The organism is Pseudomonas anatoliensis, from assembly GCF_017976235.1.
Classification (GTDB): domain Bacteria; phylum Pseudomonadota; class Gammaproteobacteria; order Pseudomonadales; family Pseudomonadaceae; genus Aquipseudomonas; species Aquipseudomonas anatoliensis.
This window is the reverse complement of record NZ_JACVHC010000001.1, coordinates 1,120,977-1,147,583: the sequence shown is the minus strand read 5'-3', so window position 1 is coordinate 1,147,583 and position 26,607 is coordinate 1,120,977. Positions and strand designations below refer to the sequence as shown.

Below are 26,607 nucleotides of genomic sequence, written 5' to 3'. Positions count from 1 at the left end.
CACTGAATTTAGTCCGGAATCAAAAACCTGCGCGGGAGATTTCCGTCGAGCGTGTAAGATGTCGGCATTTTACGCCGCAGGATAATTCCCCATGAGTTTCAATCTGGCCGACAAACCCCTCGCAGAGCGCGCCGCGCTGGAAGACGAGAAATCCCGTCTGTTCGACCTCTGGCAAAGCAATCTGGGCAAAGCCAAAGGCGAAGCTGCACGGTTGTTCGGCGAGCGCGCCAAGCGCAAGGGCAAATGGGCCGAGTGGGTCCGTGCGGAACTCGACGGCATGTCACCGCCGGAGTTCGCCAACATGGTGCGCAGTGAGGTCAACCGCTTGATGGCGGCGAAGTAAGACCACGTCAGTCGCGTTTGAAACACGCAACAATTGCTTCGCGCACCTTCACCACCACAGGGTCGATCTGGGTGCTGGTGCGCCAGCCGAGTTCGATCGGATAACGCGGCAGGGCCAACGGGCAGGGCAACAGCGCCAAGCCGCTGAGTGCGGCGATGCTCACGGCGGCATGCGCCGGAATCGTCGCCACCGCCTGACTGCCCTTGAGCAGAAAGGGCAGCGCGGCAAAATGCGTGGTCGATGCGCAGACCCGGCGACTCAAACCTAGCGCCGCCAGCCCTTCATCGGTAATGCCGATAAACCCTCCTGACGACACCAGCAGGTGCTCGCGGGCGACAAACTCCTGCAGATCGATCTGTTGCTGGCCGGGCGCAAGGCTCGCCGGGTCCACCAGGCATGCGTAACCCCCTTCACCCAACACCTGACGGCTGAGCAAGCGTTCGGCAAAACCGCCGGCAGTGATCGCCAGATCGATGCTGCGTTCCATCAGGTCGCGGGCGACAATCTGGCTGTGAGTCTGCCGGAAGATCAGCCGCAGCTTCGGCGCGCTACGGGCGATTTCTTCGATCAGGCGGCGACCGTAAGCGATTTCGAAATCGTCCGACAGGCCCACCGTAACCGACCGCCCTTCGTAGTGATTGGCTGCTGGATCAACCATCGCCAGGCTTTGCCGACACTTGTCAAGCGCCTCGCTGACCACCGGTTTCAACTGATTGGCCTTGAGCGTCGGCGCCAGTCCGCGCCCGGTGCGCACGAACAATTGATCGCCATAAACCTCACGCAGGCGCCGCAACGCCGCGCTGACTGCCGATTGCGTCACGCCCAGACGCAACGCTGCGCGGCTGGCGCTGGATTCTTCATGCAGGGCTTCGAAGACTTTCAACAGGTTGAGGTCGACCGTGGCGATATTCATTTGGCTCATATCATTCAGCAGCGATTGGGGCTTTATTCATGATCCCGTGGCGCCGGAGAATCAGCAACACTTGAATCCGATGGAGTGACCGCGATGCCAAAATCAATTGTTGCTGCGCTGCAAATCGGCGCATTACCCGGTGGTAAAGGCGAAACCCTGGCGCAGATCCTCAGTTGGGAAGCCGCCATTATTGAATCCGGCGCGGCACTGGTAGTGATGCCGGAAGCGTTGCTTGGTGGTTATCCGAAAGGTGAAGGCTTCGGCACGCAACTGGGTTATCGCTTGCCCGAAGGTCGTGAAGCGTATGCACGCTATTTTGCCAATGCCATTGATGTGCCGGGTGCGGAAACCGAGGCGTTGGCGGCGTTGTCGGCGCGCACGGGGGCCAACCTTGTGATCGGCGTAATCGAGCGCGCGGGCAGCACGTTGTATTGCACGGCTCTGTACTTCGATCCGCAGTCAGGACTTGTCGCCAAACATCGCAAGCTGATGCCCACCGGTACGGAACGGCTGATCTGGGGCAAGGGCGACGGCTCGACCCTGCCGGTGCTCGACAGCCAGGTCGGCAAACTTGGCGCAGTGGTCTGCTGGGAAAACATGATGCCGTTGCTGCGCACGGCGATGTACGCCAAGGGTATCGAGGTCTGGTGCGCGCCGACCGTGGACGAGCGCGAGATGTGGCAGGTGAGCATGCGTCACATTGCTCATGAGGGTCGCTGTTTCGTGGTCAGCGCGTGTCAGGTGCAGGCATCGCCAAATGAGCTGGGAGTCGAAATTGCGAACTGGCCGGCGGATCGTCCGTTGATTGCCGGTGGCAGCGTGATTGTCGGGCCGATGGGTGATGTGATGGCGGGGCCGTTGCGCGGCGAGGCGGGGTTGCTGGCTGCTGAAATCGATACCGATGAACTGATTCGAGCGCGCTATGACTACGACGTGGTCGGCCATTATGCGCGGCCCGATGTGTTCGAGTTGAGCGTGGATGAACGCGCCAAACCGGGTGTGCGGTTCAATACTTAATCCTTGTGGCAAAGCCTGCCCTGTGTCGTATCTGGATTCCAACAGGGCAACAACCGGGGATTCTGGATTGCGCCGGCCTGGCAAGGTCAGTGAGTTGATCCGCGAGGCTCACGTATTTTTACCAGGTCGCGGCGCTGGCCTTGGGCAGGCTGAGCTTGCCGCTGTCGACAAAACGCATCGTGCCGAACAGCCCGCCGGCGAGTTTGCCGCGCAGCACGTAGGGCAGGTTGTCGAGGGTTTGTGTCTGGCTCAGGCCGAGGGTCTGGCGCAACACCGAGAACGCCGAAACGCTGACCGGGACGCTGACCACGGTTTCGGAAAACCGCGCGATCGTCCCGCTCTGGTCGCTGACGCCCGAGGCCAGCGCATGGCCGTTGACCTCCAGATCGAGGGCGATGCCGTTGTAATCGATAGCGGTTTCGTTGGGGTTCTGTACGCGCAGTTTGATCGCGAAACGCACTTCAAGATCCTGGCTGGTCAGCGGCTCGATTCCGACCACGTTGATGTTGACCGGATCACGATTGGGAAACAGCGCGCAGGCACTGAGCGACAGCAGAAGGAGTGACAGGATGAAAGCGTGCAAGCGGCGCATAAACAGTCTCTCAACAAAAAGGGCTGAACCGATTACCGGCTCAGCCCTTTTTCACAGGCGCAGCTTTTAGCGGTTCAACTGTGCGACAGCCGCAGGCGAAGCAGGTTCACCCTTGGCCGGGACATCCGGGTTTTCCATGACTTGCAGAATAGAAGCTTCCGGATCGAAGTCGTCTTCCTCAAGTTCGATGAATTCTTCCGGCAGGAAGATGTTCAGCACGATAGCGCACAACGCGCCCACGGTAATCGGCGATTCGAAGATATTGCGCAGCGCTTGCGGCAGTTCGCGCAGCACTTCCGGCACGGCGGCGATGCCAAGGCCCATGCCCAGCGAAATGGCCACGATCAGCATGTTGCGTCGGTGCAGGCCAGCCTCGGCAAGGATCTTGATCCCGGCCACGGCCACGGTGCCGAACATCACCAGTTCGGCGCCGCCGAGCACCGGTTTGGGCATCAGTTGCAACACCGCGCCGATCATCGGGAACAGCCCCAACAGCACCAGCAGGCCGGCAATGAAAAACGCGACGTAACGGCTGGCCACGCCGGTCAGCTGAATCACGCCGTTGTTCTGCGCGAAGGTCACCATCGGCATGCTGTTGAACACCGCTGCCATCGCCGAGTTGAGACCATCGGCGAGCAAGCCGGACTTGATCCGGCGGATGTACAACGGGCCTTTGACCGGTTGCCGGGAAATCATCGAGTTGGCAGTCAGGTCACCGGCAGCTTCCAGTGGCGAGACAAGGAAAATCACCGCGATTGGCACAAACGCTACCCAGTCGAAATTGAAGCCGTACTTGAACGGCACCGGCACGCTGACCACCGGCACGTCGGGCAAATTGGCAAAGTCCACGGTGCCCATCAGCCAGGCGACCACGTAGCCGAGGGTCAGGCCGATGACGATCGCGCCCAGACGCAGGAACGGCACGTCGACCCGGTTCAGCACCACGATGGTGCCGAGCACCAGCGCCGCCAGAAACAAATGGCTGGCGCCGCCCAGATCCGCCGCGCCGAAACCGCCGGCGATGTCGGTCATTGCCACTTTGATCAGCGACAGGCCCATCAGCGTGATGATTGTGCCGGTGACCACTGGGGTAATCAGCATGCGCAGTTTGCCGATGAACTGGCTCAGCGCCACTTCGATGAACGCAGCGAAAAAGCACACGCCGAAGATCGTTGAAAGGATTTCATCCGTGCCGCCGCCGCGAGCCTTGACCATAAACCCGGCACTGAGAATCACGCTGATAAAGGAAAAACTTGTTCCTTGCAGGCACAACAAACCAGAGCCCACAGGGCCGAAGCGCTTGGCCTGAACGAACGTGCCCAGGCCCGAGACGAACAGCGCCATGCTGATCAGGTAGGGGATTTCGCTTTGCAGACCGAGGGCGCCGCCCATGATCAGGGTCGGGGTGATGATGCCGACGAAACTCGCCAACACGTGTTGCAACGCAGCAAACACAGTGGCGGTCAGGTGCGGGCGGTCGTTGAGGCCGTAGATCAGATCGTTGTTGCGCAGGGCTTTTTCAGAGGCGGTCATGATGATTTGCGCGCCGTGAGGCGGGGCCGGGTCAGAAAATGGAGGCGCAGGATGCCGGAAGAGAGCGGCGAGGGCAACGCAATAAAACTGCCTGAAAGGTCAGGTTTTATTGGGTGTGGAAGGTTTGAACACAGCCCCGATCCTGTAGGAGCTGCCGAAGGCTGCGATCTTTTGACTTCGGTTGTTCAGATCACAAGCCAGATCAAAAGATCGCAGCCTTCGGCAGCTCCTACAGGGAGTTGGGTGACTTAAAGGTGTGGGCAAGCCATGGCATACTGCCGCGCATGACTTTCGACTCTCCGCTAAGCGCCTGGCAGCATGCCATCGAGCACAAGGGTTTCATCCAGGATGAAGCTCAGGAGCACGCTGTATGGGCGCTGCAAAAATGCCACGAAGCCTTGCACGCCGGTGCGCGGTCTGTCAGTGGCGTGTACTTGTGGGGCCCGGTCGGGCGCGGCAAGACGTGGCTGATGGACCAGTTCTATCAAAGCTTGCGAGTGCCGGCGCGGCGCCAACACTTTCATCATTTCATGGGCTGGGTGCACCAGCGTTCGTTCCAGTTGACCGGCATCGCCGATCCGCTGCGTGCGCTGGCCAAGGAATTGGCGGGCGAAGTGCGGGTGCTGTGCTTCGACGAATTGTTCGTCAACGACATTGGCGATGCGATCATTCTCGGGCGCCTGTTCCAGGTGATGTTCGACGAAGGCGTTGTGGTGGTCTGTACATCCAACCTGCCGCCGGATGATTTGTACGCCGATGGCTTCAATCGCGACCGCTTTGTCCCGGCGATCGCCGCGATCAAGGCGCATATGCAGGTAGTCCCGGTGAATGGCGCCGAGGATCATCGCTTGCATCCGGGCGCGATCCACCAGCGCTACTTTGTCGCCACTGCCGAAAGCACCAGTGCGCTGGGCGAGGTCTTTGACGCGTTGACGGCCGGGCAATCGGCCAGCGCTGCACCGGTAGCGGTCGGCCATCGAGTGCTCAACGTGGTGCAGGCCAGTCAGACGGTGCTCTGGTGTCGCTATGCCGACCTGTGCGAGCAACCGTTCGCCGCCATGGATTTCATCGCGCTGTGCGACAACTACCGGGCTATTCTGTTGAGCGACGTGCCGAACCTCAGCGCACAGAAGCGCGAAGGACGCATCGCTCGCGGCACCGAAGACGGCTCCGCGCAAGTGGTGGCGGGGGATCGTGAGTTGCCGCAGTTATCGGTGCACGACGATGGCGTACGGCGCTTTATCGCCTTGGTCGACGAGTGCTACGACCGCAAGGTGCCGCTGTACATCGAGGCACATGTGGCGATGGAGGCGCTCTACACCGAGGGCTATCTGCAATTCCCGTTCCGCCGCACCCTCAGTCGCTTGCAGGAAATGCAGTTGCAGCGCTTTGCCGAGGCTTGAAAGAAGAGGGCGCCCATATGAATCAGCCGCTGTCCCATCATCTATTGACCATGGCATATCAAAACGCCTGGGCCAACCACCGACTGGCCAAGGCCTGGACGCAACTCGACGACAGCGACCTGTCGGCCCCTCGGGTGAGTTTTTTTCCGAGCCTGCGGCTGACCCTCAACCATATCCTCACCTGTGACTGGTTCTACGTGGATGCGCTGGAGCGCGAACTGCGCGGGGACGAACCGCATCCTGACTGCTACGTGTTTTTCAACGCCGCCGAACCCTTTACCGACCCTCTTGCATTGCGCGAAGAACAGGCCCGTGTCGATCGCCGGCTGATCGCTTATTGCGAACAACTGCGCGATGCCGATCTGGGCCGGCTCGTCACCATCGCCCGCGAGACGCCGCAGCACGACAGTCGCTTGCGCATGCTTTCGCACCTGTTTGAGCATCAGATTCATCATCGTGGGCAGGTGCATTCAATGCTTAGCGATACGACCGTGAAACCGCCGCAACTGGATGAGTTTTTCTGTGTCGGTGAGGCTGGATTGCGCGCCGGGGATTTTGCTGAACTGGGCTGGACCGAGGAACTGATCTGGGGTCGTTGACCTACAAAAGATCAAAAGATCGCAGCCTTCGGCAGCTCCTACAGGAGATCGGTGTAGGAGCTGCCGAAGGCTGCGATCTTTTGATCTTTTGCTTTTCTTGCAGGTTGTCTGCCGGCCCGCGCTCGCGCTAAGGTCAACACAGCCTATCAGCAAGCACTTTGCGCGCCGGGGCTTTTGTGTTCGGGGATGGAAATGGATTCCGCAGAAATTCTTGTGCTTCAGGCCAGTTACACCAATCCACTGCATGCCGAGGCCATCGGCGTAGTACTCAATCACTATGCAGAAGACCCCATGGGCGGCGAGCAGCCGATCGACCCTGAGTTGCTGCGCCGACTGCCCGAAGAGCTGGCGCGCCGGCCGCACGCCTTCAGTGTGCTGGCATTCGTCGGCGGCGAGCCGGCAGGGCTGGTGAACTGCTTTGAGGGGTTTTCCACCTTCGCCTGCAAGCCCTTGGTCAACGTCCACGACGTGGCGGTGATGAGCAAGTTTCGCGGTTTGGGGTTGAGCCAGAAAATGCTCCGCAAGGTCGAGGAAATCTCCCGTCAGCGCGGCTGCTGCAAGATCACCCTCGAAGTACTGGAAGGCAACGCCGTGGCACAAAACGCCTACAGCAAATTCGGTTTTGCGCCAGGCATGTTCAACCCGGATCACGGGCGCATGCTGTTCTGGATCAAAGACCTTCAGGCATAAAAAAGGCGCCCGAAAAGGGCGCCTAACTGTCATCTCCCAGGCCGGAGCACAGCCGTGGGAGGTCCATCGGTTGCTTGGTAAAAACTCAGTTGCGGTAGGACTCGGTCACTTGCGCCGTCTGATCGGCGGGAACCCGAATCTCTTTCGCGCTAGCGTCGCTCGTCTGTTCGCTTTGCGCGTGATGGACCGGGAAGTTGTCGTAGTAATGGCGCATGCGTTCGGCGCCTCCTTCAGCGAATACGCTGGCGGAACCAAGGGCGAGTAGCCCGGCAAGCATTGCGGTAGTGATTTTCATGGTGCCTCCTACTGAACAAGTCGGAGCCGTTCATCCATGAAGCAGATCTCGCAGGCAAGTCTGTGCCGAGCGAATTAACGCGGGGTTAACAGCAAAATGTGGCGAGGGGATTTATCCCCGATGGGTCGCGAAGCGGCCCCGGCTTTTAGAATCAAAAGCAGGGGACTGCTGCGCAGCCCATCGGGGATAAATCCCCTCGCCACAGATAAATCCCCTCACCACAGATAAATCCCAATCACAGATAAATCCTAGTCACAGATAAATCCCATCCACAGTTGAATCCCGACAGCAGATACAGTCTTCACCCATGACATTTTCCTTCAACACAACTTCCTGTGTCAGAAGGGAGTAATCAGGCGTCGTGTCAGAGCTTCCAGTCTAGGCTCAACGTGACCGTGCGCGGATCGCCCCAGTAGACGCCATTGTAGAAGCCAACGTTCTCGTAGTACTTCTTGTCGAAAAGGTTGTCGACGTTAAGCGAGGCCGAGAGGTTTTTGTCGATGGCATAGCGCGACATCAACTTGACCACGGTGTAGGCGCCCTGGTGGATTTTGGTGTTTTCGGTGATGAATGCACCCTCGGCATCGCGGCCGACCGGGCGATTTGAACCGCCGAAAATACGGCTTTGCCAGTTCACTGCACCGCCCACGGTCAGCGCCTGCCATTCGCCCGGCAAACGATACGCCGTGGAAACCCGCAGCATGTTCAGCGGCTGGTCTTCATTGGTGCGTTGTTGCTCACCGTTGGCCGAATGGGTGTAGGTGTAGCCGGCGGTCATGTTCCAGCCGTTGCGGATTTCGCCGGAGACCTCGGCTTCAAAACCGCTGACCTTGTTGCCTTTACCGCCGGACTTGTAAAACTGTTCGCGCGTGACGGGATCTGGCGGCACCGAATTGTCGACCTCGGCAACGTTGTCCTGCGTGCTCCAGAACAGCGCCGTGGCGACGTTGAGTCGCTCTTCCAGCAAACTGCCCTTGAGGCCCACTTCGTAGTTGCTGCCGACGACCGGATCGAGGTAGTTGCGGCTGCTGTCGCGGTTGCTCTGCGGTTTGAAAATATCGGTGTAGCTGACGTAAGCGGTGTACTCCGGCGTCAGGTCGTAGAGCAGGCCGGCGTAGGGTGTCCAGACGTCATTTTGTTGCTGACGGGTTGTTTCAACGCGGGTCAATTGCAGGTTTTTGTCATAGTAGTGATCGGAATTTTCGCCTTCCCAACTGCCGTAACGGCTGCCAATCACAGCGTGCAACTGGTCGGTCAGGCTCAGGCGCGTAGCGATATAGCCAGCCTTCTGCCGCGTGCTGCCCCTTGAGCCGGTCAGCCCTGTGACGGTGTCGGGGAACTTGCCGATGTTACCCATGTACTTCCAGTCGCGGATCTTACCGTAGTCGTCCGGTACGGGACCGTCGACGGTCTTGGGGGAGTAGGAGCGGTGCTCGGCTTCGCCATAGCCAAACATCATTTCGTGCTCACGGCCGAACAGCGAATAGGGGCCCGAGAGATTGAAGTCATAGACGTCCATTTTCTGCGTGCCGACCATGTGCGATGTGTAAGCGATCATGCCGCTGCGGTCCGCCTCGGGAAAGCCTGCGCCGCCGTAGTAGACCTTGCCGTCGATATCGCTTTGGCGATGGGTGTAGGCCGCTTTCAGGTGCCAGCCACCTGCCAGTGCCTGATCAAGGGTGGCGAAGGCGGTTTTGTCCTTGAGCGGCCACGAGCTCCAGGAAGTCGCCATATTGGTCGAGCGGCCGAGCCCGGCCTTGCCGCCGTCGGCGTTCCAGTAAGGCACGGTGCCCCAGGCCGAACCTTGCACCTGTTTATCCTGATAGTCATAACCCACGGCGAGCACCGTGGAGTCGGTCAGGTCGGCCTCAAGAATCCCGTAGCCGACCTCCCGTTGCAGGGCGTACTTGTCGCGAAACGACTGGCTGTCGCGATAGGCCAGCACGGTACGCCCGCGCAAACGGCCATCGAAGGCCAGCGGGCCACCGACATCGACGTAACTGTAGTAATCGTCGTAGCTGCCACCGCTGACCCCGGCCAGCGCCTGAAGTTGGGCGGTCGGGCGTTTGCGCACCATGTTGATGGTCGCCGACGGATCGCCCGCGCCGGTTGTCAGGCCTGTGGCACCACGCACCACTTCAATGCGGTCATAAATGATGGTATCGGCGTCGGACTTCATCCGGTCGAACGTGTTGAGCATCCCGTCGATCTGGAAATTGTTGATCGAATAACCCCGGGACGAATAGCTGACCCGATCCGAGTCCAGGTGCTGGACCACCACGCCAGTGGTCTGGCTCATGGCTTCGGACAATGTACCGAGCTTGAAATCATCCATCTGTTGGCGGGTGACCACGGACACCGACTGTGGCGTTTCCTTGATCGACAGGTTCATCCGCGTGGCGGTGCTCATGGCGCCGGTGGTGTAAGCGTGGGTGTTTTCGGTGCTGCTGCCCAGGCCTTGGGCGGAGATGTTGGTGGGTTCCAATTGCATAGCCGGGGCTGCGGGCTCCGATGGTTTTTCGAGTTCGGATTCAGCCAGCAGATCGGGGCTCAGGGCGGCTCCGCAGAGGCCGAGGGTGAGGGTCATGGAACGGGTGATGGGCGCGAACATCGCAGCCGACTCCTTGTCTTCGAGGGGAAAAAATCCGTTTGTTCAAAGACGAGGCGGGGCACTGCGATTTAGTATCAAACGCGAAATACTTTCATTTGTAAATGTTGCAGGCATGAAAAAGGGGCCGGTTTGGGCCCCTTTTTCTATGTCACTGTTGTACGACTTTCGGCTCTGCGCCCGCGACGGGTTTGGGCTTCATCAAGCTGAAATCGATCAGCGCCCGTTGTGCCGTTTGATACGGATCGCCGATCAGCAATGGACGAGCTTTGAAGCTGTCGCTGACCACGCTTTTGCTGCGGTCCAGTTCATCGAAGCTCAAACCGGCCAGGTCTGCCCAGGTGTGGATCAGATGCGAGCTGCTGTACGGTCGCTGCAAGTCACCGGCCAGGTTCCAGTCATGGTTTTCGCGCCATTTAGGCGAGGCCCAGGCCATGAACGGAATGGTGTACATCGGTGCGGTCGGTTTGCTTTCGTTACGGCCCAGGGTGTTGTGGCCCACCGAGTCGAACACGTCTTCGCCGTGGTCCGAGAGATACAGCAGGAAGCCATTCGGATCGGATTTGGCGTAATCCTTGATCAGGCTCGACACGACAAAGTCGTTGTAAAGCACGGCGTTGTCATAGCTGTTGTAGGTCGGTACCTGATCGTCACGCACACCCGGTGGTACACCGTTGCGGTCCTTGAACTTGTCGAAGGTCGGCGGATAACGGTACTGGTAGCTCATGTGGGTGCCGAGCAAATGTACGACGATCAGCTTGCGCGGTGCTGCATCGGCCAGCGCCTTGTTGAACGGCTCGATCACGTCGCCGTCGTACTGGGCGGCGTTCTGGTTGCGGTTGTTGTTCAGGTACACCTGCTCGTCGGCCTGTTCGGAGAAGGTCGTGAGCATAGTGTTGCGCTTGGTCATGGTCTGCTGGTTGGTGATCCAGAAGGTCTTGTAACCCGCCTGTTTCATCATGCTGACCAACGATGGCGTGGACAGGTACAGGTCCGGGTTTTCTTCGTCAGCGAACGTCAGAACCTGCTGCAGCGCCTCGATGGTGTACGGGCGAGGGGTGACGACGTTGTCGAACACCGCCAGTTGGTCCTTGAGTTTGTCCAGTTCCGGCGTGGTGTTGCGCGGGTAGCCGTACAGGCTCATGCGCTGACGGTTGGTCGACTCGCCGATTACCAGCACAAGCGTTGACGGCTGATCGGCGCCGGCAGCCTTGAGGTTATGCAACGGCGGGATCTTGCTGGCGCTGTGCAGCATGCCCTGCATGTCTTCCAGGGTGTCGAGATAACGGTGGTAAGCCACAACCATTTGCCAAGGCACCGCCGGCTCGATACGGGTTTCGAATTTCTCGAAGCCTTGAGCGAAAGTGCCCATGCGCAGCGTTTGCTTGACCAGCGGATAACCGACAACAGCGATCACGATAGCCGCGGCGGCGACCATTGCACGGCCACGGGGCATGTACACCGGGCGCAGGCGAGTCCACAGAAAGTAAGCGAATGCGGTATGCGCGAGGAACGCCGCCACCATCCACCAGGCAAAGTACTGGGTCATGTACTCGCCGGCTTCAGACACGTTCGACTCGAACATGATGAAGATGACGCTCTGGGAGAACTCCTGCTGATAAATGAAGAAGTAACCCAGGCTGGCCATCGAACAGGCCCACAGCACCACGCCGATCAGGGCGGCAAGCAGTTTTGTGCGTTTGGGGAACAACAGCATGGGTGCCAGCCAGATCGCGCTCATCACGAACGCTTGGCGAAACCCCGTGAAACCGGAGGTGCCGGTTATCTGAATCAGCAGTTGGGTAATGCCGGAGAAGTACCAGAAGAACACAAACAGCCAGAGGAAACCGGCCCAATCGAAACCTGCCGCAGTCGTTTTGCTGCGTTTGAACAATGCCATTCGGCGCTCCAGCTCACTCGTTACAACTACCGCCGGAACATCCATGAAACCGACGAACGGACGCCGCACGCGCAGGTACGGCCAGAATGCGGCGCAGTATCACGAAGGGAATGTGAAAGTTTTGTTAATCGGCGCGCTTGTCTGTGCGAAAGCGGCCAGAGGTGCATCGTGTCGGGAACAGCGTCGGCTGTTCCCGAAAATAGCGGGGAAAATCAGGCGTGCGGGTGACGCTGGACAACCGGCAGCGGTTTGGGCTGAGCGCCCTGGGTCAACGCGCGCAGTTGCGCCAACTCCTGCTTCAACTGGTCGCGCTCGTCTTTCAACTGACGCAATTCATCGCGACGAATCGTGACGTACAGGGTTTGTGGCGGCATTGCTGTGTGTACTGTGCCCATTGCTCACCTCGCAAATGGTATGTCTCAACTGTAAGTAGCTCCCGTTTTGGGGTGCTGACTTACTATCGGCAGCAATTTTGTTTTCTTTTGCCTCTGAATGGAACTTTTTTATTTTTCATGGTCGGTGTGTCTTCGACAGGTTTGAGGGCGTTATCAGTCTAGATCGGGCACAATGCCCGGAAACTTCATCCCGGTGCTCTGGACTAACCTCCATTAGTCGCGTTGGGCTATACCTTTTGACACACATTATTTGTAGTAAGGAGCATCAGCACATGCAACTCGGGATTATTGGACTGGGCCGTATGGGCGGCAATATTGCGCGGCGTCTGATGCTCAACGGTCACACCACCGTTGTTTTCGACCGCAATACCGCTTTCATCGATAACCTGGTCGCCGAGGGCTCCACGGGCGTTGCCGATTTGCCGGCACTGGTTGCAGGCCTGGCCAAACCACGTGCCGTGTGGGTCATGCTGCCGGCCGGCGCGCCGACCGAAGACACCATCGAAACGCTGAGCAACCTGCTGGAAGCTGGCGACACCATTATCGACGGTGGCAACACCAACTATAAGGATGACATCCGCCGCGCCAAAACTCTGGCCGAGAAGGGCCTGCACTACATCGACGTCGGCACCTCCGGTGGCGTCTGGGGCCTGGAGCGCGGTTACTGCATGATGATCGGCGGCGATGCCGAAACCGTAAAACGTCTCGACCCGCTGTTTGCCGCATTGGCGCCGGGCATGGGCGATATTCCGCGCACCAAGGACCGCAAGTCCGATGACCCGCGTGCCGAGCACGGCTACATCCACGCCGGTCCCGCCGGTGCCGGGCATTTTGTGAAGATGATTCACAACGGCATCGAGTACGGGATGATGGCGGCCTTCGCCGAAGGTTTTGACATTCTCAAGACCAAATCCAGCGAGCGTCTGCCGGAAGATCAGCGTTTTGATCTCAACGTGGCTGACATCGCTGAAGTCTGGCGTCGGGGCAGTGTGGTGTCGTCCTGGTTGCTCGACCTGACCGCCGACGCCTTGGCCAGCGACCCGAAACTCGACGGTTTCTCCGGCTCGGTGGCCGACAGCGGCGAAGGTCAATGGACCATCGAAGCCGCCATGGAACAAGCGGTGCCGGTACCGGTGCTGTCGAACTCGCTGTTCTCGCGCTACCGCTCCCGTGGTCAGGGCACTTTTGGCGACAAGATTCTTTCGGCCCAGCGCTTCGGCTTCGGCGGCCACGTAGAGACTGCGAAAAAATGACCCATACGATCCGCAGAAAATCCAAGGCAGAACCCGCACCACCGACCACGCTGTTCCTGTTCGGTGCCCACGGTGACCTGGTCAAGCGCTTGCTCATGCCCGCGCTGTACAACCTGAGTCGCGACGGCTTGCTTGATGAGGGTCTGCGGATCGTCGGCGTTGACCACAACGCCATTACCGATGAAGCCTTCGCGCAAAAACTCGAAGACTTCATCCGCACCGAAGTGGCGGCGAAGGTCGGCAAGGGCGATCAGATGCTTGATCCGGCCTTGTGGGCCAAGCTCGCCAAAGGCATCAGCTACGTCCAGGGCGACTTTCTGGACGACAGCACTTATTCCGCGCTGGCGGCGAAAATCGCCGACAGCGGCACCGGTAATGCGGTGTTCTATCTGGCCACCGCGCCGCGTTTCTTCAGCGAAGTGGTGCGCCGTCTCGGCAGCGCCGGTTTGCTTGAGGAAACCCCCGAAGCATTCAGAAGGGTGGTGATCGAGAAGCCGTTCGGCTCCGATCTGCACACTGCCGAAGCACTGAACGCCTGTTTGCTCAAGGTCATGTCCGAGAAGCAGATCTATCGGATCGACCATTACCTGGGCAAGGAAACCGTGCAGAACATTCTGGTCAGCCGGTTCTCCAACAGCCTGTTCGAGGCATTCTGGAACAATCACTACATCGACCACGTACAGATCACTGCCGCAGAAACCGTTGGCGTTGAAACCCGTGGCAGTTTTTACGAACACACCGGCGCGCTGCGCGACATGGTGCCCAATCACCTGTTCCAGTTGCTGGCGATGGTCGCCATGGAACCTCCGGCGGCGTTCGGCGCCGATGCGGTGCGCGGCGAGAAGGCCAAGGTGGTCGGCGCCATTCGCCCGTGGACCGTGGAAGAAGCGCGGGCCAACTCGGTTCGCGGGCAGTACAGCGCCGGCGAAGTGGGCGGTAAGCCACTGGCCGGGTACCGCGAAGAGGCCAACGTCGCACCCGACAGCAGCACCGAAACCTACGTCGCGCTCAAGGTGATGATCGACAACTGGCGCTGGGTCGGCGTGCCGTTTTACCTGCGCACCGGCAAACGCATGAGCGTGCGCGACACTGAAATCGTCATCTGCTTCAAACCGGCGCCTTATGCGCAGTTTCGCGACACCGAAGTCGACGAGTTGCAGCCGACCTACCTGCGCATCCAGATCCAGCCGAACGAAGGTATGTGGTTCGATCTGCTGGCCAAACGCCCCGGACCGGCGCTGAACATGGCCAATATCGAGCTTGGGTTTGCCTACAAGGATTTCTTCGAGATGCAGCCGTCGACCGGCTACGAAACACTCATCTACGACTGCCTGACTGGCGATCAGACGCTGTTCCAGCGCGCCGACAACATCGAGAACGGCTGGCGCGCCGTGCAGCCGTTCCTCGATGCCTGGCAGCAGGATGCGAGCGTACAGACCTATGCCGCCGGTGAAGACGGCCCGCAGGCTGCCGAAGATCTGCTGACTCGCGATGGTCGCGTCTGGCATGGTCTGGGATGAGCGAGCCTATCCGTTTTTTGCTGAGCGATATGGACGGCACGCTGTTGCTGCCCGATCACAGTCTGAGCCAGCGCACCATCGACGCCGTTCGATCGTTGCGTGAAGCGGGCGTGCTGTTCAGCCTCGCCACTGGCCGCCCGCCAAAAGCCATGCTGCAGCAGATCGAAGCCCTGGGCGTCGACCTGCCGACGGCGGCGTTCAATGGCGGCACTATCGTCAATCCGGACGGCAGTCTGCTGGTGGCGCATTACCTGCCGGCGACGACCGCACTGATTGCACTGGCGACGTTCGCGGACCAGCCTGATGTTGAAGTCTGGGTGTTCAGCGGCGGTGACTGGCTGCTCAAAGACCCGAACGGGCCGATGGTGCCGCGCGAGCAGCATGGCCTCGGTTATGCGCCGGTGGTGGTGGAGAGTTTTGAACCGTATCTGGAGCGCATCGACAAGATCGTCGCGACCAGTAACAACACTGAGTTTCTGATCGAGCTGGAAGCGCGCCTGTTGCCCAAAGTCAACGGCATGGCGCAAGTCTCGCGTTCACAACCGGTGTACCTCGACGTCACGGCGCTGGAGGCGAACAAGGGCACCGCGCTGGCAACGATTGCTGCGCATCTCGGTATTGCGCTGGAACAAACGGCGGCAATTGGTGATGGCGGCAACGACCCGGCAATGTTCCATTGTGCGGGGTTGTCGATTGCCATGGGGCAGGCGGAAGAGAGGGTGCGGCGTCAGGCCGATGTGGTTACCGGCGCAAACACTGAAGACGGTGTGGCCCAGGCGATCGAGAATTACATCCTCCCTCGCTGAGCCCTGAATCACCGAAACCCTGAATCACGGAACCCCTGTAGGAGCTGCCGAAGGCTGCGATCTTTTGATCTTGATTGTTAAAAAAAAGATCAAAAGATCGCAGCCTTCGGCAGCTCCTACAGGGAGTTGTGTTTACAGCCAGTAACTCACCGCATACCAGCCCAACAAGCCCATCACCACGGTGTAAGGCACTGCCATCCAAACCATCCGCCCATAAGACAACCGCACCAGCGGCGCAATTGCCGACGTCAGCAAAAACAGAAACGCTGCCTGACCATTCGGCGTCGCCACGCTCGGCAAGTTAGTGCCGGTGTTGATCGCAATCGCCAGCGTCTCGAAATGCTCACGGCTCATGTGGCCGGCGAGAAATGCCTGCTTCACTTCGGTGATGTAGATGGTCGCGACAAACACGTTGTCGCTGATAGCCGATAGCAGGCCGTTGGCGATAAACAGCATGCCCGGTTGTTGATCCACCGGCAGCGCCAGTACCCACGTGATCAGCGGCACAAACAGCTGTTGATCGTGGATCACCGCTACCACGGCAAAAAACACCACCAGCAATGCGGTAAACGGCATGGCGTCCTTGAACGCGCTGCCCAGGCGATGCTCGTCGGTGATCCCGGTAAATGCGGTAATCAACACAATCACCATCAAACCGATCAGGCCGACCTCTGCCACGTGAAAGGCCAGGCAGCCAATCAGGATCAGCGCGGCGGCGCCTTGCACCAGCAGCGCAGCGCGCTGGCGTGCGGTACGTTCAGCGTTGTCTTCGGCGGCGTAGTTGGCCAGTACGGCGCGCACGTTGTCCGGCAGCAGGGTGCCGTAACCGAACCAGCGCAGTTTCTCCAGCAACACGCAGGTCACCAGGCCCGCCGCCAGTACCGGCAAGGACACCGGCGCAACTTTCAGGAAGAACTCCGCAAAATGCCAGCCCATTTCATGGCCGATCAGCAGATTCTGCGGCTCGCCCACCAGCGTACAGACGCCGCCAAGCGCTGTACCGACCGCGCCATGCATCAACAGACTGCGCAGGAACGAGCGAAATTGTTCCAGGTCGGCATGGTGCAAAGTCGGCAGGTTTTGGTCGTCGCTGAATTCGCTGTCCTGGCGCGGATCGTTGCCCGAGGCCACCCGGTGGTAGACAGAATAAAAACCTACCGCTGCGCTGATGATCACTGCGGTCACCGTCAGGGCATCGAGGAACGCCGAGAGAAACGCCGACAGAAAGCAGAACATCAGCGACAGTATCGCTTTGGAGCGCACGCCCAACAGCAGTCGCGAAAACAGATACAGCAGCAGGTCTTTCATGAAGTAGATGCCGGCGACCATAAACATCAACAGCAGGATCACCGGGAAGTTGTGCACCAGCTCATCGTAGAGCGCCTGCGGCGTGGTCATCTTCAGCAGCAGGGCTTCGATCAACAGCAAACCACCGGGCATCAGCGGATAGCACTTGAGGGCCATGGCCAAGGTGAAAATGAACTCGATCACCAACAGCCAGCCCGCCGCGACGGGGCCGACGGTGAACAGCACAAGCGCATTGAGGATCAGGAAACCGACGATGGTCGCCTTGTACCAACGTGGCGAGTGCCCGAGAAAGTTGTGCGCGAACGCCTGGGCGATTGAACCGGACATCGGTTGCTCCTTGTATTCTGAAGCGCGCAAGTTGCCGGATGTTTCAGCCGAGTTCAAGTTCTAACTGCCTGAAAGACGGCTTCCTGTAGGAGCTGCCGAAGGCTGCGATCTCTTGATCTTTTTTTAAAATCAAAAGATCGCAGCCTTCGGCAGCTCCTACAGGGGCGTAATTGTGTCAGGGGAAATTTATTGATTTGAGTAGCGCGCAACCATCGCCCGGTAGTTGCCATCCAGCGAATAGCCGCCGACCAAGATTGAACCGTCTGTTTGCACGGCCAGTGAGTTGGCCGTGTCGAGGCTGCGGCCCAAGCGTGTGCGCAGCCAGCCGCGGCCATCGCCGAAGCTTGGGTCGAGGCTGCCATCGGCGTGATAACGAGCGACGATGAAGTCTGCCTCGACACCGCCAATGGTTGCTCCCACCGCGATCATCCGACCGTCTGCCATGCGTTGTGCGGCGCTCCATTGACAGCCGCTGGGTCCGATTTCGAGCAGTTGCGACTGGCCATTGCCGATGTGCGAGTCCGGGCGACCATTAGAGTGCAGGCTGAGCGTGAGGCAGCGGATCGGGTCGCGACTGCTGCCGAAACAGTGCAGCGATTCGGTGGATTCAAGGATCTGACTGACCAGTGCACTTTTGCCTTGGGCGGTGAACGCCATGAAACCATCCACTGCAAAGCGTTCATCAAGACAACCATCGGGCAGGTACCGCGCCAACAGACCTTGCTGCGGAAAGTCGATCGATCCGCCAACCACGATACGCCCGTCAGCCTGCAACAACAGACTGCTGAGCCAGGTATTGAGCAGCAAATGGCGGATCATCACGAAGCCGCGACCGTTGAAAGCCTCATCCAGACAACCATCGGGTTTGAGGCGAATCAGCATCCCGGCGTGATCGGCAAGTTCGAAATGATGATTGGCGATCAGCAGAATATGCCCGTCGTCCTGAACCGCGAAATCGCAGGCTTCGGCACCCGGTACGCCGGGCGGGAGCCAGCTATCGCGGGTGCCCATGGACAGGTCGCCCGGCAGCCGCACGACCTGCCGGCCGTTGTCGCCGAAAGTTTGATCCGGATTGCCTTGCGCATCGAACAAGGCTAAGGCCGGCAAAGTGCGATGGCTGTTTTCATAGTGCAAGCCGGCCAGCAGGATGCGTCCATCGGCCAGTGCCTGGACTTTGCCGGCCATCGCTTCGAAACCATGAGTAAACGTGTCAATCACGCTGCCCTGATTGCCGAAGGACAAATCAGCAGAACCATCCGCGAGCAACCGCGCCAGACCGAAACGGCTGCCCTCGGCAACGCCGACTTTCGCCGCCACCAGAATCCGACCTTGCGCATCGAGCGCAACATCCCCGGTCAGGCTGGACAAACTGCCGGCGAAATACACCTGAGCAACGCCGCGGAAGGCGAAGGTTTGGTCAAGTTGACCGGCATTATTCATTAAGGCTGGGAGCGCAAAGGCGTTCAGGGTGGACATGCACGCATCTCCTTGCGAGTTGACCAAGACCGCAAACCGGCTGGTAACTGCATGAGCGGAACATTCAAAACCTGAACTGAGGGAAGTACAACTGTAAGAACTAACAGGTGGAGGGTCGCACTGTGCCAGAACAGTGTCTTTTTGAACCGAATGAAAGCGTGCCAAGCAAATACGCTGGAGGGTGTTGCCGAAAGTTGTACAAAAGTATCGAGGATTAACCAGGAACTGCAACTAACAAGAGTAGGGCGGATGACCAGGAAGTCATCCGCGTCACCCGCTTATCAGTGCGGCATCGACCAGGATTGCAGCGTGTAACCTTCGTCGCTCAATTCAGCACGAGCCTGCTGCAGCAGTTGCTCAAGTTGTGCTGGATCGGAGTAGGCGCTGCTTGGAATCTGTTTGCGACCGATGTGGGAGTTGGTGCGGTCGATAACGGTCAGGCTCAGTTCGCCATTGCCGTCTTGTGGCGCCCAGGCCACGCACTGGAAAGGCTTGAAGGCGTGGTTGGCAATCAAAAGTGCTTCGTTGATACGGAGCGGGGCGGTCATGGGGTCTTCTCTCTGTAGTGCCCAATCAAGTGATGTGCCGTCGGTTGGGCTTACCGTTCGGCTGGTTACTTGTACTGATGCACGCAACCCCGGAGCAGGTCACACTCTTGGCAAAGAAATTTCGACTTTCTTTCATATACCCGGTTTTAAACCGGTTTTGAAAGCTTGGCGAAAGCTTATTAACTGGGATTCATCCAGACATAAGTCGATAGCTAACTAACAACTGTAGTTCTTATAACGAGTTTGCTTGTACACCTATAAGCAATCGATACAAGGCGCTGTCAAAATCTTGCTAATGTTACAGCCAGGTCTGCCAAATGACTGTTTTTTCAACCTTTTCCTAAAATTTGGCGCCAAGGAACAGTCATGAGCGAAGCGCCTGCGTTACGACGTTTATTGGTGGTCGATCCGTGCGACGACTGCCATCGCCTGTTACCGGGTTTACGCGCGGTAGGGTGGGATGTCGACAGTTGTACCCTGGAAAACGCTGCCGACCGCACCTGTGATGTCGGGCTCTTGCGTTTGCAGCCCTTTCATCTGGAGCGACCTGAAGCCGTCAAGGAGCTGATCAGCCGCAGCGGCACCGAATGGATCGCTGTGCTCAATCAGGAAGTTCTGCGTTTGCAGAACGTTGGCGACTTCGTTTGCGAATGGTTTTTCGATTTTCATACCTTGCCGTTCGACGTGTCGCGGGTGCAAGTCACGCTCGGTCGGGCCTTCGGCATGGCGCGTCTGCGCGGGCAGGGCACGATCCATGTGGATCAGCCCGAGCATGAACTGCTCGGCGACAGCAAACCGATCCGCGAACTGCGCAAGTTGCTCAGCAAACTGGCACCCACCGAATCGCCGGTGTTGATCCGTGGCGAAAGCGGTACCGGTAAAGAACTGGTCGCGCGCACCCTGCATCGCCAATCCCAACGCCACAGCAAGCCATTTGTGGCGATCAATTGCGGGGCGATTCCCGAACATCTGATTCAGTCCGAGCTGTTTGGCCACGAAAAAGGTGCGTTTACCGGCGCTCATCAACGCAAGGTCGGGCGTATTGAGGCGGCCAACGGTGGCACGTTGTTTCTGGATGAAATCGGTGATCTGCCGCTGGAATTACAAGCCAATCTGCTGCGTTTTCTGCAGGAGAAACACATCGAGCGGGTCGGTGGCAGTCAGCCTATTGCGGTGGATGTGCGCGTTTTGGCGGCGACCCACGTCGACCTCGAGGCGGCAATTGAGAAGAAGCGCTTTCGTGAAGACCTGTATTACCGGCTCAACGTGCTGCAAGTCGTCACCGCGCCGTTGCGCGAACGGCATGGGGATCTGTCGATGCTGGCCAACCACTTCTCACATTTCTACAGCCACGAAACGGGCCGCCGGCCGCGCAGCTTCAGCGAAGATGCGTTGATTGCCATGGGTAAGCATGACTGGCCCGGCAATGTCCGTGAACTCGCCAACCGCGTTCGTCGCGGCCTGGTGTTGGCCGAAGGTCGGCAGATCGAAGCGCGGGATCTGGGGCTGATCAGCCAGCATTCGATCGCCACGCCCATGGGCACCCTGGAAGACTACAAGACCCGCGCCGAACGCCAGGCCCTGTGCGATGTGCTGAACCGGCACAGCGACAACCTCAGTATTGCCGCCAAAGTGCTTGGGGTTTCGCGGCCCACGTTTTATCGGCTGCTGCACAAGCATCAGATTCGTTAGTTAGATAGCTCAAAAGCAAAAGATCGCAGCCTGCGGCAGCTCCTACATTAGATCTATGTAGGAGCTGCCGCAGGCTGCGATCTTTGCTGTTGCTTTAGAAGTAGTACGGGAATTTCAGACTGAAGGAAAAGTCCGGGGCATCCTCGGTTATACCGATAGACAGGTTGGGTACGATGGTCAGGTTATCGGTGGCCGCAATGGTCATGCCGACGTTGAAGTAACCGGCGTTGGCGTCACTGGATACCACCGACTCCCAATCCCCGCCATCCTGCTTCAGTTTGCTTTTGCGCTGCACCAGGTCGGATACCGAGAACGACATACTCATTTTCTCGTTCAGTGCAAAGGCAATACCGGCGCCGATCTGGAAGCTGTCGCCGATCTTCACCTTGCCCGGGTTTTTCTGGTTGACGGTGGAGCTGATATCGTCGAACGACTCCTCGAGGTTGTGCGTATAGGACAGGCTACCGAACAGCACGGCCGGGTCAAACGTCTTGACCAGCGAGATGCCCGGTGTGATCGACCAGACGCCGTTGCCGGTCGGCAGGGTGTCAGGCACGAACAGGTTGGAGTTGGCGTCGGTCTGACGCAGTTTGATGCCGAACGGATCCTTGCCGGTTGGCGCCTTGACCCGCAAGGTGACGACTGCATCCGGCGTGTTGACCGACTCGTCGAGGAACTTGTACGCAATACCGAAGTTGACGTCGCCGAGGGTTGGATCCTTGGTGACGGTTTCCTCGGTAGTAACGCCTGCCGCACCCTCGTTGCCGCCGCCCGACTGATACGTCGACTCGCGATACACCACCGGCACGTTCAGGTCGAACTGCCAGCGATTGTCGAAGTTGTAGCGGCCCGTGAGGTCAAGGGTCCAGGTGTCGGCCTTGATCCGGTCGAGGTTGATGTTGCCGAGAAAGATCGAGTCCAGTGCCAGGAAGCCGTTGAGAATCAACTGGCGGGTGTCATAGCGTGAATAAGTGACGCCGGTTTCAACGCTGAACTTACCGCCGCCAAAGAAGCCGCTGGCCTCGTCATAGAGGTTCGATACGCTTTGCGCCGGTTGTGAATCGTCAGCCAGCGATTGCCCGTAAGAGGCGCCGCTGCCCCCGGCGGCTCCCCCGGATGCTGCGGCAGCACCGGTGCCGGTGGCGACGCGATTGCCTTTCATGTCCGACGGTGATTTCGCCAGCCGTTTTGGCGGTGGGGCAGAGGGTTGTTCCTCAACCTGGCGGACCCGTTGCTCGAGTACCGCCAGGGCTTTTTGTTGTACTTCGTAGCGTTGCTTGAGCTCCAGAAGTTCCTGTTTCAGGGCCTCTACATCCGCGTTGGGAGCCGCTTGCAACATTGCGGCAGGGAGAAGAGTGCTCAAACACACTGCGGCACGCAGTGATACTGATCGATACATGAATAAGCCGTCCCTTTATGCCCAATGATCGAGACTCAGCGTAGTTCAATATCCGATATTGCGTAGGGCCCCGAGTTGAGTCAGGTTGCAGTCCAGTGCGCCGGCGCTTCTGCCGTTATTGTTCAATACGACGTTGAGTTGAGTCAGGTTATTGACCACGTTGGCGCTGCCCAGCAATCGAGTGTTCTGCAGTAAACCGCCCTGGGCGACTTGTTGCAGTGCAGTCCCCTGATTGCCGCTGGCTTGAATAGCCATTTGAACGCCGCCGCCAGTGGCCGACACCGCGACACTGCCCGCAGCGTTGCTGCCACTGATGGTTTGTCCGGCGACCAGCGCCTGGCCTTGGGAAGGTGCCAGCGCTGGCGCCTGACTGGCTTCGCTGACGTTGATTGCAACATTGTTGCTGGCGGTATTGCTGTCGCCCGCGGCACGTACGCTTTGCGTCACGCCCTGGCTGCTGTTGAGCCCCGCGCCACCGATGACACTGCCAGTACCCAGCGTCGGGGTGCTGCCATTGCCGTGTTCCTTGATGGTCGAGACGTAGAACTCCGGTTTTACCGTCGCGGCCTGGATCTGCATCGAGGTCGCTGCTCCGATCAAGTCACCGCTGGCGTTGCGCCAGGTACTGCTCATTACAATGCCGAAGCTGATGATTCGCCCCGGCATGACATAACGACCACGCAGCTCGGCGAGCTCATGGTCCTTGATTTCGATAGGTGTGAATCCTGCATTGGCATAGCCTGAAGCACTCGCCGCCAGGCAGGCGGCGGCCAGCCAGTATGAGGTTTTCATCTGCTGCTCCCGGGACATCCAGTCCCTTTTTATATAGTCGGCGATTAAAAGAAGTCGCTCTGTATGAACCCGAAATCCATCAATTCAGCATCTTTGACAGGATTGAAGCCATCCAGCTGGTTCTTGGCCGTCAACGGTACCGGTGGACTGCGCAAGGCGTTGGCCTTGTCGTACCCGGGACCGACGATGGCGAAGACAATGCCGTTCCAACCTTTGACAAAGTCATCGTGTTTGTAGCGCTTATGACCCAGGACAGGGTCTCCGATGTAAACCCACTCCTTGTCTGCACGCTGCAACACGACGAAATGCTTGTAGCCGCGAATATCTATCAGTACCACCACCGGAATCGTCACCGCTTCGAGCTTCTCGGGCGGTATCCGGTAGCCTCTGGCACGCATGCCGATGCTTTCAACGTAGCGCTTCATGTCGAGCATGGAGAAGCCTTGAGTACGAACAAGGTCCTGGTCTGCAGTGACCAGCATGCCTTTGATGATGTGCTCCTCATTGACGTCGAGCCAATAAGCCTGGCGTAACACCGTGGCCAGTGCGGCAGCGCCGCAGCTGAAATCGGTTTTCTGTTCGACAATGTCGGCAAACTTGCGCTCACGAATGCTTTGCACGTCCTTGTAGACGAGTGTGCCGCCCGGCAAGGCAGCCACAGGCATCTGTGCCGCCTGAGTCAGACCGCACAGGCACAGCAAAGCGAGAAGGGCCGTCTTACGCATGATCGATACGCCTTTGCGGACTGAGGAAAAGCCCCGTTTCCGGGGCTTTCGTTCGATCGCGATTACAGGCAGGCTCTGCAACCTGCGGCGATGGACAGCGAGTTGCTTTGTTGGTTGCCCACACCAGACGAGACGTTGGCCCCACCGTTGCCGGAGAAGTTGTTCATCGAGTTGGTCATGTTGGCATTGTTGACCACTGGCGCTTTCCAGCCGTCTTTGGTCATCACTTGCTGAGTGGTTACGCCAGCGAGGCCAAAGGTACCCACGGCTTCGAACTTGGCTTTCTGATCATCGTTGCCGCCGTGGCCGCCGCCACGATTGCCCCAACCGCCGTGATCATTATCGTCTTCGATGGTTGCAGTGCCTTTTGCCTTGAACGTCCCGGCAGCGGCATAAGTGCCGGTGAGGGTGTCGGTTTTGTAGGCCTGCACGCCTTTGTTTTCTACAACCAGGCCAGTGGAAGACTGGTTGGCAGATGCAGCAGCCTGAGCTACGCGGCCACCGGATACGGCGATCGCCAGGTTGTTTTTCTGCTGGTTGAAGTTACCGGCAGTGACGTTGATGCCGATGTTGCCGGAACCATTGTTGCCTGCGTTGTTGAGCGTGGCGTTGTTGAAGGTGGACGAGTTTTTCACATAGTTGTTGTTGTTGGTTTGAGTGGCGCTTGAGGCAGCAACAGCGTTACCGAAGATGAAGCTTTCGTCAGCGGTGGCCAATGCAGCAGCGTTGTCCTGCTGGTTGCCGTCGCCGGCTGCCACGTTGGCACCCATGTTGCCGTTGGAGTTGTTGAGCGAGTCACTGGCGTTAGCGTTATTCAGCGTGCCCTGGTTTTTGACAACGTTGCCGTCGCTGTCTTGCTCATCGAGCACAGCGGCGCCGGCGCCTGCAGTGATTTGCAGCAGTTGTTCAAGGCTTGGGCCCCTAGGCTGGTTATTACCATGACCGTTGCCGTGTCCATTACCATGATCGTCATCACGACCGCCTGCCTGTGCTGCGATAGCCATCACTGCTGCAAGTGCGAAAACCAGTGGTTTGAGAGCCATTGTAGGTTTCATGGTGTTTCTCCGTCGTGCTTATTAGTTGGTTAAGTGTTGGTACTTTCTAATTGCACTGCTTTTTATTTGGGTCAGTCTGCGACCCGGATGCTCAGGGTGTTGGCCATTCGGTTCCCCACCCCGGCACTCTGGTTCACCTGGATTATCCCGCGGCTGCCGGTGAAGGCCTGATCACTTGTCGTGACCTGGCGACTGCCGGGTGAGGTACCAGTTGCTCCTGAGCTCGGTAACAACGCCACGTTCTGTTGCGAAAGGGCGCTATCGTCAACGCTCTGCGGGGCAGCACTGATGCTGACGCGCGTCACGTTGGCCATCTGGTTATTGGCCCCGGCACCCTGGTTCACACCCAGTACTCCGTTGCCATTACTGAAAGAGTTGCCGCCGATGTTGGCGCTGGCGTTCATCGAGCGATCGGCAGGTGTGTCGATCTTCTGGATGACGCGAGTGGAGGCGTGGGATTCGGTGCCGATGGCAATTGCCTTGGTGTTGGCTTGCTGCATCTGGTCACCGGCGGCTTGGTTGACGTTGAAATTGCCGCGGTATTGCACGCCTGAATCCTGAATGTTTGCGCTGTTGACTGAACTTGGGTCAGCCATGGCGCTGGTGCAACCGAGCAAGGCGAGGAGAAGAAGAGTGCGATTCATCTCATTGGCCTCCGGCCATGCGGGTCAGGGGGGCCAGGCCGGTGCTCATGGCGCGGTTGACGGTATTGGAGATCGAGCCGCCAGCGCCGCCGCCGGTGCCAGTGCGCATGCCCGGCAAGCCGTTGGTGTTGGTCAGCGTGTTCATGCCCGGAAGGTTCGAAGCAGGCGTGTTCATGTTGCCGCGTATCGAAGAACCACTGGCGATCCCGGCGAAGTCACCGTCACTGAGTTCAGTGCTGCTCAGGGTCTGGTTGATTCGAGCGGAGGGGTTGGCGTTGACGGTCGTCGGGTAGGGGTCTTTGCCGCCATTGCGGCCGATTGGGATAGGCTGAACATCGCGATCAAGGACGATCACGCCATTGCCTTCGGCCTGAACGTTGAAACTGATAAATGCGCTGGCTGCTGATCCGATCAGCAGAAGGCAGGTGATGCTCTTTTTGATATTCCCCACGGCTGCAATTCCTTCTTCAGTGGGCTGCCCTTGTCAGCGTTGTGAAGGAGATAGCGAAAGCTGTGCCGCTTTTGAATTGTTGTTGTTTTCCAGCGGGTTACCGCAAGCACGCGCAGAGTCGATGCACAGGGTGTTTCATCGTTGAAACACAAGCAGTCTCGCCAGCCCGTCTATTGGCTGAACAAAGCTCTGGAACAAGGGTTTGCCGGGATGTGTATCAGTGGCGTAACAAGTGCCATGACAAAGCGATGAATGCCTCTGAAACGGCCACTCTGCACTCGCGTCAGTGTTTCAGGAATGGACACTTTGCCCCCAAAACAGGG

At 58.6% G+C, this 26,607-nt stretch carries 25 protein-coding genes; 9 read left to right on the top strand and 16 right to left on the bottom strand.

The annotated features are described in order from the left end of the window. Positions 1-91: 91 nt before the first annotated feature. On the top strand, positions 92-343 hold the full coding sequence (locus tag ICA16_RS05045) for a hypothetical protein (RefSeq protein ID WP_042559031.1): 252 nt from the start codon (positions 92-94) through the stop codon (positions 341-343). A gap of 7 nt (positions 344-350) precedes the next feature. On the opposite strand, the gene ICA16_RS05040 is transcribed toward ICA16_RS05045, so the two are convergent. Continuing rightward, the gene (locus tag ICA16_RS05040; RefSeq protein ID WP_210700102.1) at positions 351-1,265 is read right to left on the bottom strand and encodes a LysR family transcriptional regulator; all 915 of its coding nucleotides are present in this window, start codon (positions 1,263-1,265) and stop codon (positions 351-353) included. Positions 1,266-1,349: 84 nt separating this feature from the next. Between ICA16_RS05040 and ICA16_RS05035 the strand changes: the two genes are divergently transcribed. After that, the gene (locus ICA16_RS05035; protein WP_210700101.1) at positions 1,350-2,273 is read left to right on the top strand and encodes a carbon-nitrogen hydrolase family protein; all 924 of its coding nucleotides are present in this window, start codon (positions 1,350-1,352) and stop codon (positions 2,271-2,273) included. 118 nt (positions 2,274-2,391) lie between these two features. Here the strand turns inward: ICA16_RS05035 and ICA16_RS05030 are convergent, their stop codons facing one another. Both ICA16_RS05030 and ICA16_RS05025 read right to left on the bottom strand, forming a co-directional pair. Beyond that, on the bottom strand, positions 2,392-2,865 hold the full coding sequence (locus ICA16_RS05030; RefSeq protein ID WP_150603128.1) for an LEA/WHy family protein: 474 nt from the start codon (positions 2,863-2,865) through the stop codon (positions 2,392-2,394). Between the two features lie 66 nt (positions 2,866-2,931). Beyond that, positions 2,932-4,398 (bottom strand): nucleobase:cation symporter-2 family protein, encoded by a 1,467-nt coding sequence (locus ICA16_RS05025; RefSeq protein WP_150603127.1) that lies wholly within the window; start codon positions 4,396-4,398, stop codon positions 2,932-2,934. A gap of 284 nt (positions 4,399-4,682) precedes the next feature. Between ICA16_RS05025 and zapE the strand changes: the two genes are divergently transcribed. The 3 genes from zapE to ICA16_RS05010 all read left to right on the top strand — a co-directional run bounded on the left by zapE (position 4,683) and on the right by ICA16_RS05010 (position 7,090). After that, the gene (zapE, locus tag ICA16_RS05020; protein ID WP_210700100.1) at positions 4,683-5,801 is read left to right on the top strand and encodes a cell division protein ZapE; all 1,119 of its coding nucleotides are present in this window, start codon (positions 4,683-4,685) and stop codon (positions 5,799-5,801) included. 17 nt (positions 5,802-5,818) lie between these two features. Further along, the gene (locus tag ICA16_RS05015; protein ID WP_210700099.1) at positions 5,819-6,400 is read left to right on the top strand and encodes a DinB family protein; all 582 of its coding nucleotides are present in this window, start codon (positions 5,819-5,821) and stop codon (positions 6,398-6,400) included. A 192-nt stretch (positions 6,401-6,592) separates the two neighbouring features. Then, the gene (locus tag ICA16_RS05010) at positions 6,593-7,090 is read left to right on the top strand and encodes a GNAT family N-acetyltransferase (RefSeq protein ID WP_150603124.1); all 498 of its coding nucleotides are present in this window, start codon (positions 6,593-6,595) and stop codon (positions 7,088-7,090) included. Positions 7,091-7,175: 85 nt separating this feature from the next. On the opposite strand, the gene ICA16_RS05005 is transcribed toward ICA16_RS05010, so the two are convergent. The 4 genes from ICA16_RS05005 to ICA16_RS04990 form a co-directional block, all read right to left on the bottom strand. Beyond that, the gene (locus ICA16_RS05005) at positions 7,176-7,385 is read right to left on the bottom strand and encodes a hypothetical protein (protein WP_150603123.1); all 210 of its coding nucleotides are present in this window, start codon (positions 7,383-7,385) and stop codon (positions 7,176-7,178) included. Positions 7,386-7,749: 364 nt separating this feature from the next. Then, complete coding sequence (locus ICA16_RS05000) at positions 7,750-9,996, bottom strand: TonB-dependent siderophore receptor (protein WP_210700098.1); 2,247 nt, start codon at positions 9,994-9,996, stop codon at positions 7,750-7,752. 148 nt (positions 9,997-10,144) lie between these two features. After that, complete coding sequence (locus tag ICA16_RS04995; protein WP_210700097.1) at positions 10,145-11,893, bottom strand: phosphoethanolamine transferase CptA; 1,749 nt, start codon at positions 11,891-11,893, stop codon at positions 10,145-10,147. A 212-nt stretch (positions 11,894-12,105) separates the two neighbouring features. After that, positions 12,106-12,288: a DUF6026 family protein gene (locus ICA16_RS04990; protein WP_064391122.1), complete on the bottom strand. Its 183-nt coding sequence runs from the start codon at positions 12,286-12,288 to the stop codon at positions 12,106-12,108. A gap of 272 nt (positions 12,289-12,560) precedes the next feature. Here ICA16_RS04990 and gnd point away from each other — a divergent pair, with 272 nt between their 5' ends. Genes gnd through ICA16_RS04975 form a run of 3 tightly spaced genes read left to right on the top strand, consistent with a single transcriptional unit; the run spans position 12,561 to position 15,867 of the window. After that, positions 12,561-13,541, top strand: a complete 981-nt coding sequence (gene gnd / locus ICA16_RS04985; RefSeq protein WP_150603120.1) for a phosphogluconate dehydrogenase (NAD(+)-dependent, decarboxylating) — start codon at positions 12,561-12,563, stop codon at positions 13,539-13,541. Further along, positions 13,538-15,061 (top strand): glucose-6-phosphate dehydrogenase, encoded by a 1,524-nt coding sequence (zwf, locus tag ICA16_RS04980; protein WP_150603119.1) that lies wholly within the window; start codon positions 13,538-13,540, stop codon positions 15,059-15,061. The genes gnd and zwf overlap by 4 nt, the downstream gene beginning before the upstream one ends. After that, positions 15,058-15,867 (top strand): HAD family hydrolase, encoded by an 810-nt coding sequence (locus ICA16_RS04975; protein WP_210700096.1) that lies wholly within the window; start codon positions 15,058-15,060, stop codon positions 15,865-15,867. Before zwf ends, ICA16_RS04975 begins: the two co-directional genes overlap by 4 nt. A gap of 132 nt (positions 15,868-15,999) precedes the next feature. Here the strand turns inward: ICA16_RS04975 and nhaB are convergent, their stop codons facing one another. The 3 genes from nhaB to ICA16_RS04960 all read right to left on the bottom strand — a co-directional run bounded on the left by nhaB (position 16,000) and on the right by ICA16_RS04960 (position 19,526). Beyond that, positions 16,000-17,502, bottom strand: coding sequence for a sodium/proton antiporter NhaB (gene nhaB / locus ICA16_RS04970; protein ID WP_150615712.1), 1,503 nt, complete (start codon positions 17,500-17,502; stop codon positions 16,000-16,002). 186 nt (positions 17,503-17,688) lie between these two features. Further along, positions 17,689-18,978, bottom strand: coding sequence for an NHL repeat-containing protein (locus ICA16_RS04965; RefSeq protein ID WP_210700095.1), 1,290 nt, complete (start codon positions 18,976-18,978; stop codon positions 17,689-17,691). 281 nt (positions 18,979-19,259) lie between these two features. After that, the gene (locus ICA16_RS04960) at positions 19,260-19,526 is read right to left on the bottom strand and encodes a hypothetical protein (protein ID WP_095188991.1); all 267 of its coding nucleotides are present in this window, start codon (positions 19,524-19,526) and stop codon (positions 19,260-19,262) included. A gap of 366 nt (positions 19,527-19,892) precedes the next feature. Between ICA16_RS04960 and ICA16_RS04955 the strand changes: the two genes are divergently transcribed. Then, positions 19,893-21,218 carry a sigma-54 dependent transcriptional regulator gene (locus ICA16_RS04955; RefSeq protein ID WP_150603115.1) on the top strand — a complete coding sequence of 442 codons (1,326 nt, stop codon included), beginning with the start codon at positions 19,893-19,895 and terminating at the stop codon, positions 21,216-21,218. Positions 21,219-21,312: 94 nt separating this feature from the next. Here ICA16_RS04955 and ICA16_RS04950 read toward each other — a convergent pair whose 3' ends face one another. From ICA16_RS04950 to ICA16_RS04925, 6 genes are all read right to left on the bottom strand, one after another. Then, positions 21,313-22,617 (bottom strand): transporter, encoded by a 1,305-nt coding sequence (locus ICA16_RS04950; protein WP_150615710.1) that lies wholly within the window; start codon positions 22,615-22,617, stop codon positions 21,313-21,315. A gap of 45 nt (positions 22,618-22,662) precedes the next feature. Then, positions 22,663-23,409: a hypothetical protein gene (locus ICA16_RS04945; protein WP_210700094.1), complete on the bottom strand. Its 747-nt coding sequence runs from the start codon at positions 23,407-23,409 to the stop codon at positions 22,663-22,665. A gap of 44 nt (positions 23,410-23,453) precedes the next feature. Next, the gene (locus ICA16_RS04940) at positions 23,454-24,134 is read right to left on the bottom strand and encodes a C39 family peptidase (protein ID WP_210700093.1); all 681 of its coding nucleotides are present in this window, start codon (positions 24,132-24,134) and stop codon (positions 23,454-23,456) included. A 62-nt stretch (positions 24,135-24,196) separates the two neighbouring features. Beyond that, a complete protein-coding gene (locus ICA16_RS04935; protein ID WP_150615707.1) occupies positions 24,197-25,189 on the bottom strand; it encodes a heme utilization protein in 993 nt (330 codons plus the stop codon). 71 nt (positions 25,190-25,260) lie between these two features. After that, positions 25,261-25,833 (bottom strand): adhesin, encoded by a 573-nt coding sequence (locus ICA16_RS04930; protein ID WP_210700092.1) that lies wholly within the window; start codon positions 25,831-25,833, stop codon positions 25,261-25,263. Position 25,834: 1 nt separating this feature from the next. After that, entirely contained in the window at positions 25,835-26,284 is a 450-nt protein-coding gene (locus tag ICA16_RS04925) for a hypothetical protein (RefSeq protein WP_210700091.1), read from the bottom strand. Positions 26,285-26,607: the final 323 nt, after the last annotated feature.

What these genes read in the sequence shown, in the direction of transcription:
- ICA16_RS04960 (WP_095188991.1), bottom strand. Translation starts at nt 19,526, where the DNA reads ATGACCGCCCCGCTCCGTATCAACGAAGCACTTTTGATTGCCAACCAC.
- zwf (WP_150603119.1), top strand. Translation starts at nt 13,538, where the DNA reads ATGACCCATACGATCCGCAGAAAATCCAAGGCAGAACCCGCACCACCG.
- gnd (WP_150603120.1), top strand. Translation starts at nt 12,561, where the DNA reads ATGCAACTCGGGATTATTGGACTGGGCCGTATGGGCGGCAATATTGCG.
- ICA16_RS05000 (WP_210700098.1), bottom strand. Translation starts at nt 9,996, where the DNA reads ATGTTCGCGCCCATCACCCGTTCCATGACCCTCACCCTCGGCCTCTGC.
- ICA16_RS05005 (WP_150603123.1), bottom strand. Translation starts at nt 7,385, where the DNA reads ATGAAAATCACTACCGCAATGCTTGCCGGGCTACTCGCCCTTGGTTCC.
- ICA16_RS05030 (WP_150603128.1), bottom strand. Translation starts at nt 2,865, where the DNA reads ATGCGCCGCTTGCACGCTTTCATCCTGTCACTCCTTCTGCTGTCGCTC.
- ICA16_RS05045 (WP_042559031.1), top strand. Translation starts at nt 92, where the DNA reads ATGAGTTTCAATCTGGCCGACAAACCCCTCGCAGAGCGCGCCGCGCTG.
- ICA16_RS04995 (WP_210700097.1), bottom strand. Translation starts at nt 11,893, where the DNA reads ATGGCATTGTTCAAACGCAGCAAAACGACTGCGGCAGGTTTCGATTGG.
- zapE (WP_210700100.1), top strand. Translation starts at nt 4,683, where the DNA reads ATGACTTTCGACTCTCCGCTAAGCGCCTGGCAGCATGCCATCGAGCAC.
- ICA16_RS04930 (WP_210700092.1), bottom strand. Translation starts at nt 25,833, where the DNA reads ATGAATCGCACTCTTCTTCTCCTCGCCTTGCTCGGTTGCACCAGCGCC.
- nhaB (WP_150615712.1), bottom strand. Translation starts at nt 17,502, where the DNA reads ATGTCCGGTTCAATCGCCCAGGCGTTCGCGCACAACTTTCTCGGGCAC.
- ICA16_RS04990 (WP_064391122.1), bottom strand. Translation starts at nt 12,288, where the DNA reads ATGGGCACAGTACACACAGCAATGCCGCCACAAACCCTGTACGTCACG.
- ICA16_RS04975 (WP_210700096.1), top strand. Translation starts at nt 15,058, where the DNA reads ATGAGCGAGCCTATCCGTTTTTTGCTGAGCGATATGGACGGCACGCTG.
- ICA16_RS05035 (WP_210700101.1), top strand. Translation starts at nt 1,350, where the DNA reads ATGCCAAAATCAATTGTTGCTGCGCTGCAAATCGGCGCATTACCCGGT.
- ICA16_RS04955 (WP_150603115.1), top strand. Translation starts at nt 19,893, where the DNA reads ATGAGCGAAGCGCCTGCGTTACGACGTTTATTGGTGGTCGATCCGTGC.
- ICA16_RS05040 (WP_210700102.1), bottom strand. Translation starts at nt 1,265, where the DNA reads ATGAGCCAAATGAATATCGCCACGGTCGACCTCAACCTGTTGAAAGTC.
- ICA16_RS05015 (WP_210700099.1), top strand. Translation starts at nt 5,819, where the DNA reads ATGAATCAGCCGCTGTCCCATCATCTATTGACCATGGCATATCAAAAC.
- ICA16_RS05010 (WP_150603124.1), top strand. Translation starts at nt 6,593, where the DNA reads ATGGATTCCGCAGAAATTCTTGTGCTTCAGGCCAGTTACACCAATCCA.
- ICA16_RS04940 (WP_210700093.1), bottom strand. Translation starts at nt 24,134, where the DNA reads ATGCGTAAGACGGCCCTTCTCGCTTTGCTGTGCCTGTGCGGTCTGACT.
- ICA16_RS04945 (WP_210700094.1), bottom strand. Translation starts at nt 23,409, where the DNA reads ATGAAAACCTCATACTGGCTGGCCGCCGCCTGCCTGGCGGCGAGTGCT.
- ICA16_RS04950 (WP_150615710.1), bottom strand. Translation starts at nt 22,617, where the DNA reads ATGTATCGATCAGTATCACTGCGTGCCGCAGTGTGTTTGAGCACTCTT.
- ICA16_RS05025 (WP_150603127.1), bottom strand. Translation starts at nt 4,398, where the DNA reads ATGACCGCCTCTGAAAAAGCCCTGCGCAACAACGATCTGATCTACGGC.
- ICA16_RS04935 (WP_150615707.1), bottom strand. Translation starts at nt 25,189, where the DNA reads ATGAAACCTACAATGGCTCTCAAACCACTGGTTTTCGCACTTGCAGCA.
- ICA16_RS04965 (WP_210700095.1), bottom strand. Translation starts at nt 18,978, where the DNA reads ATGTCCACCCTGAACGCCTTTGCGCTCCCAGCCTTAATGAATAATGCC.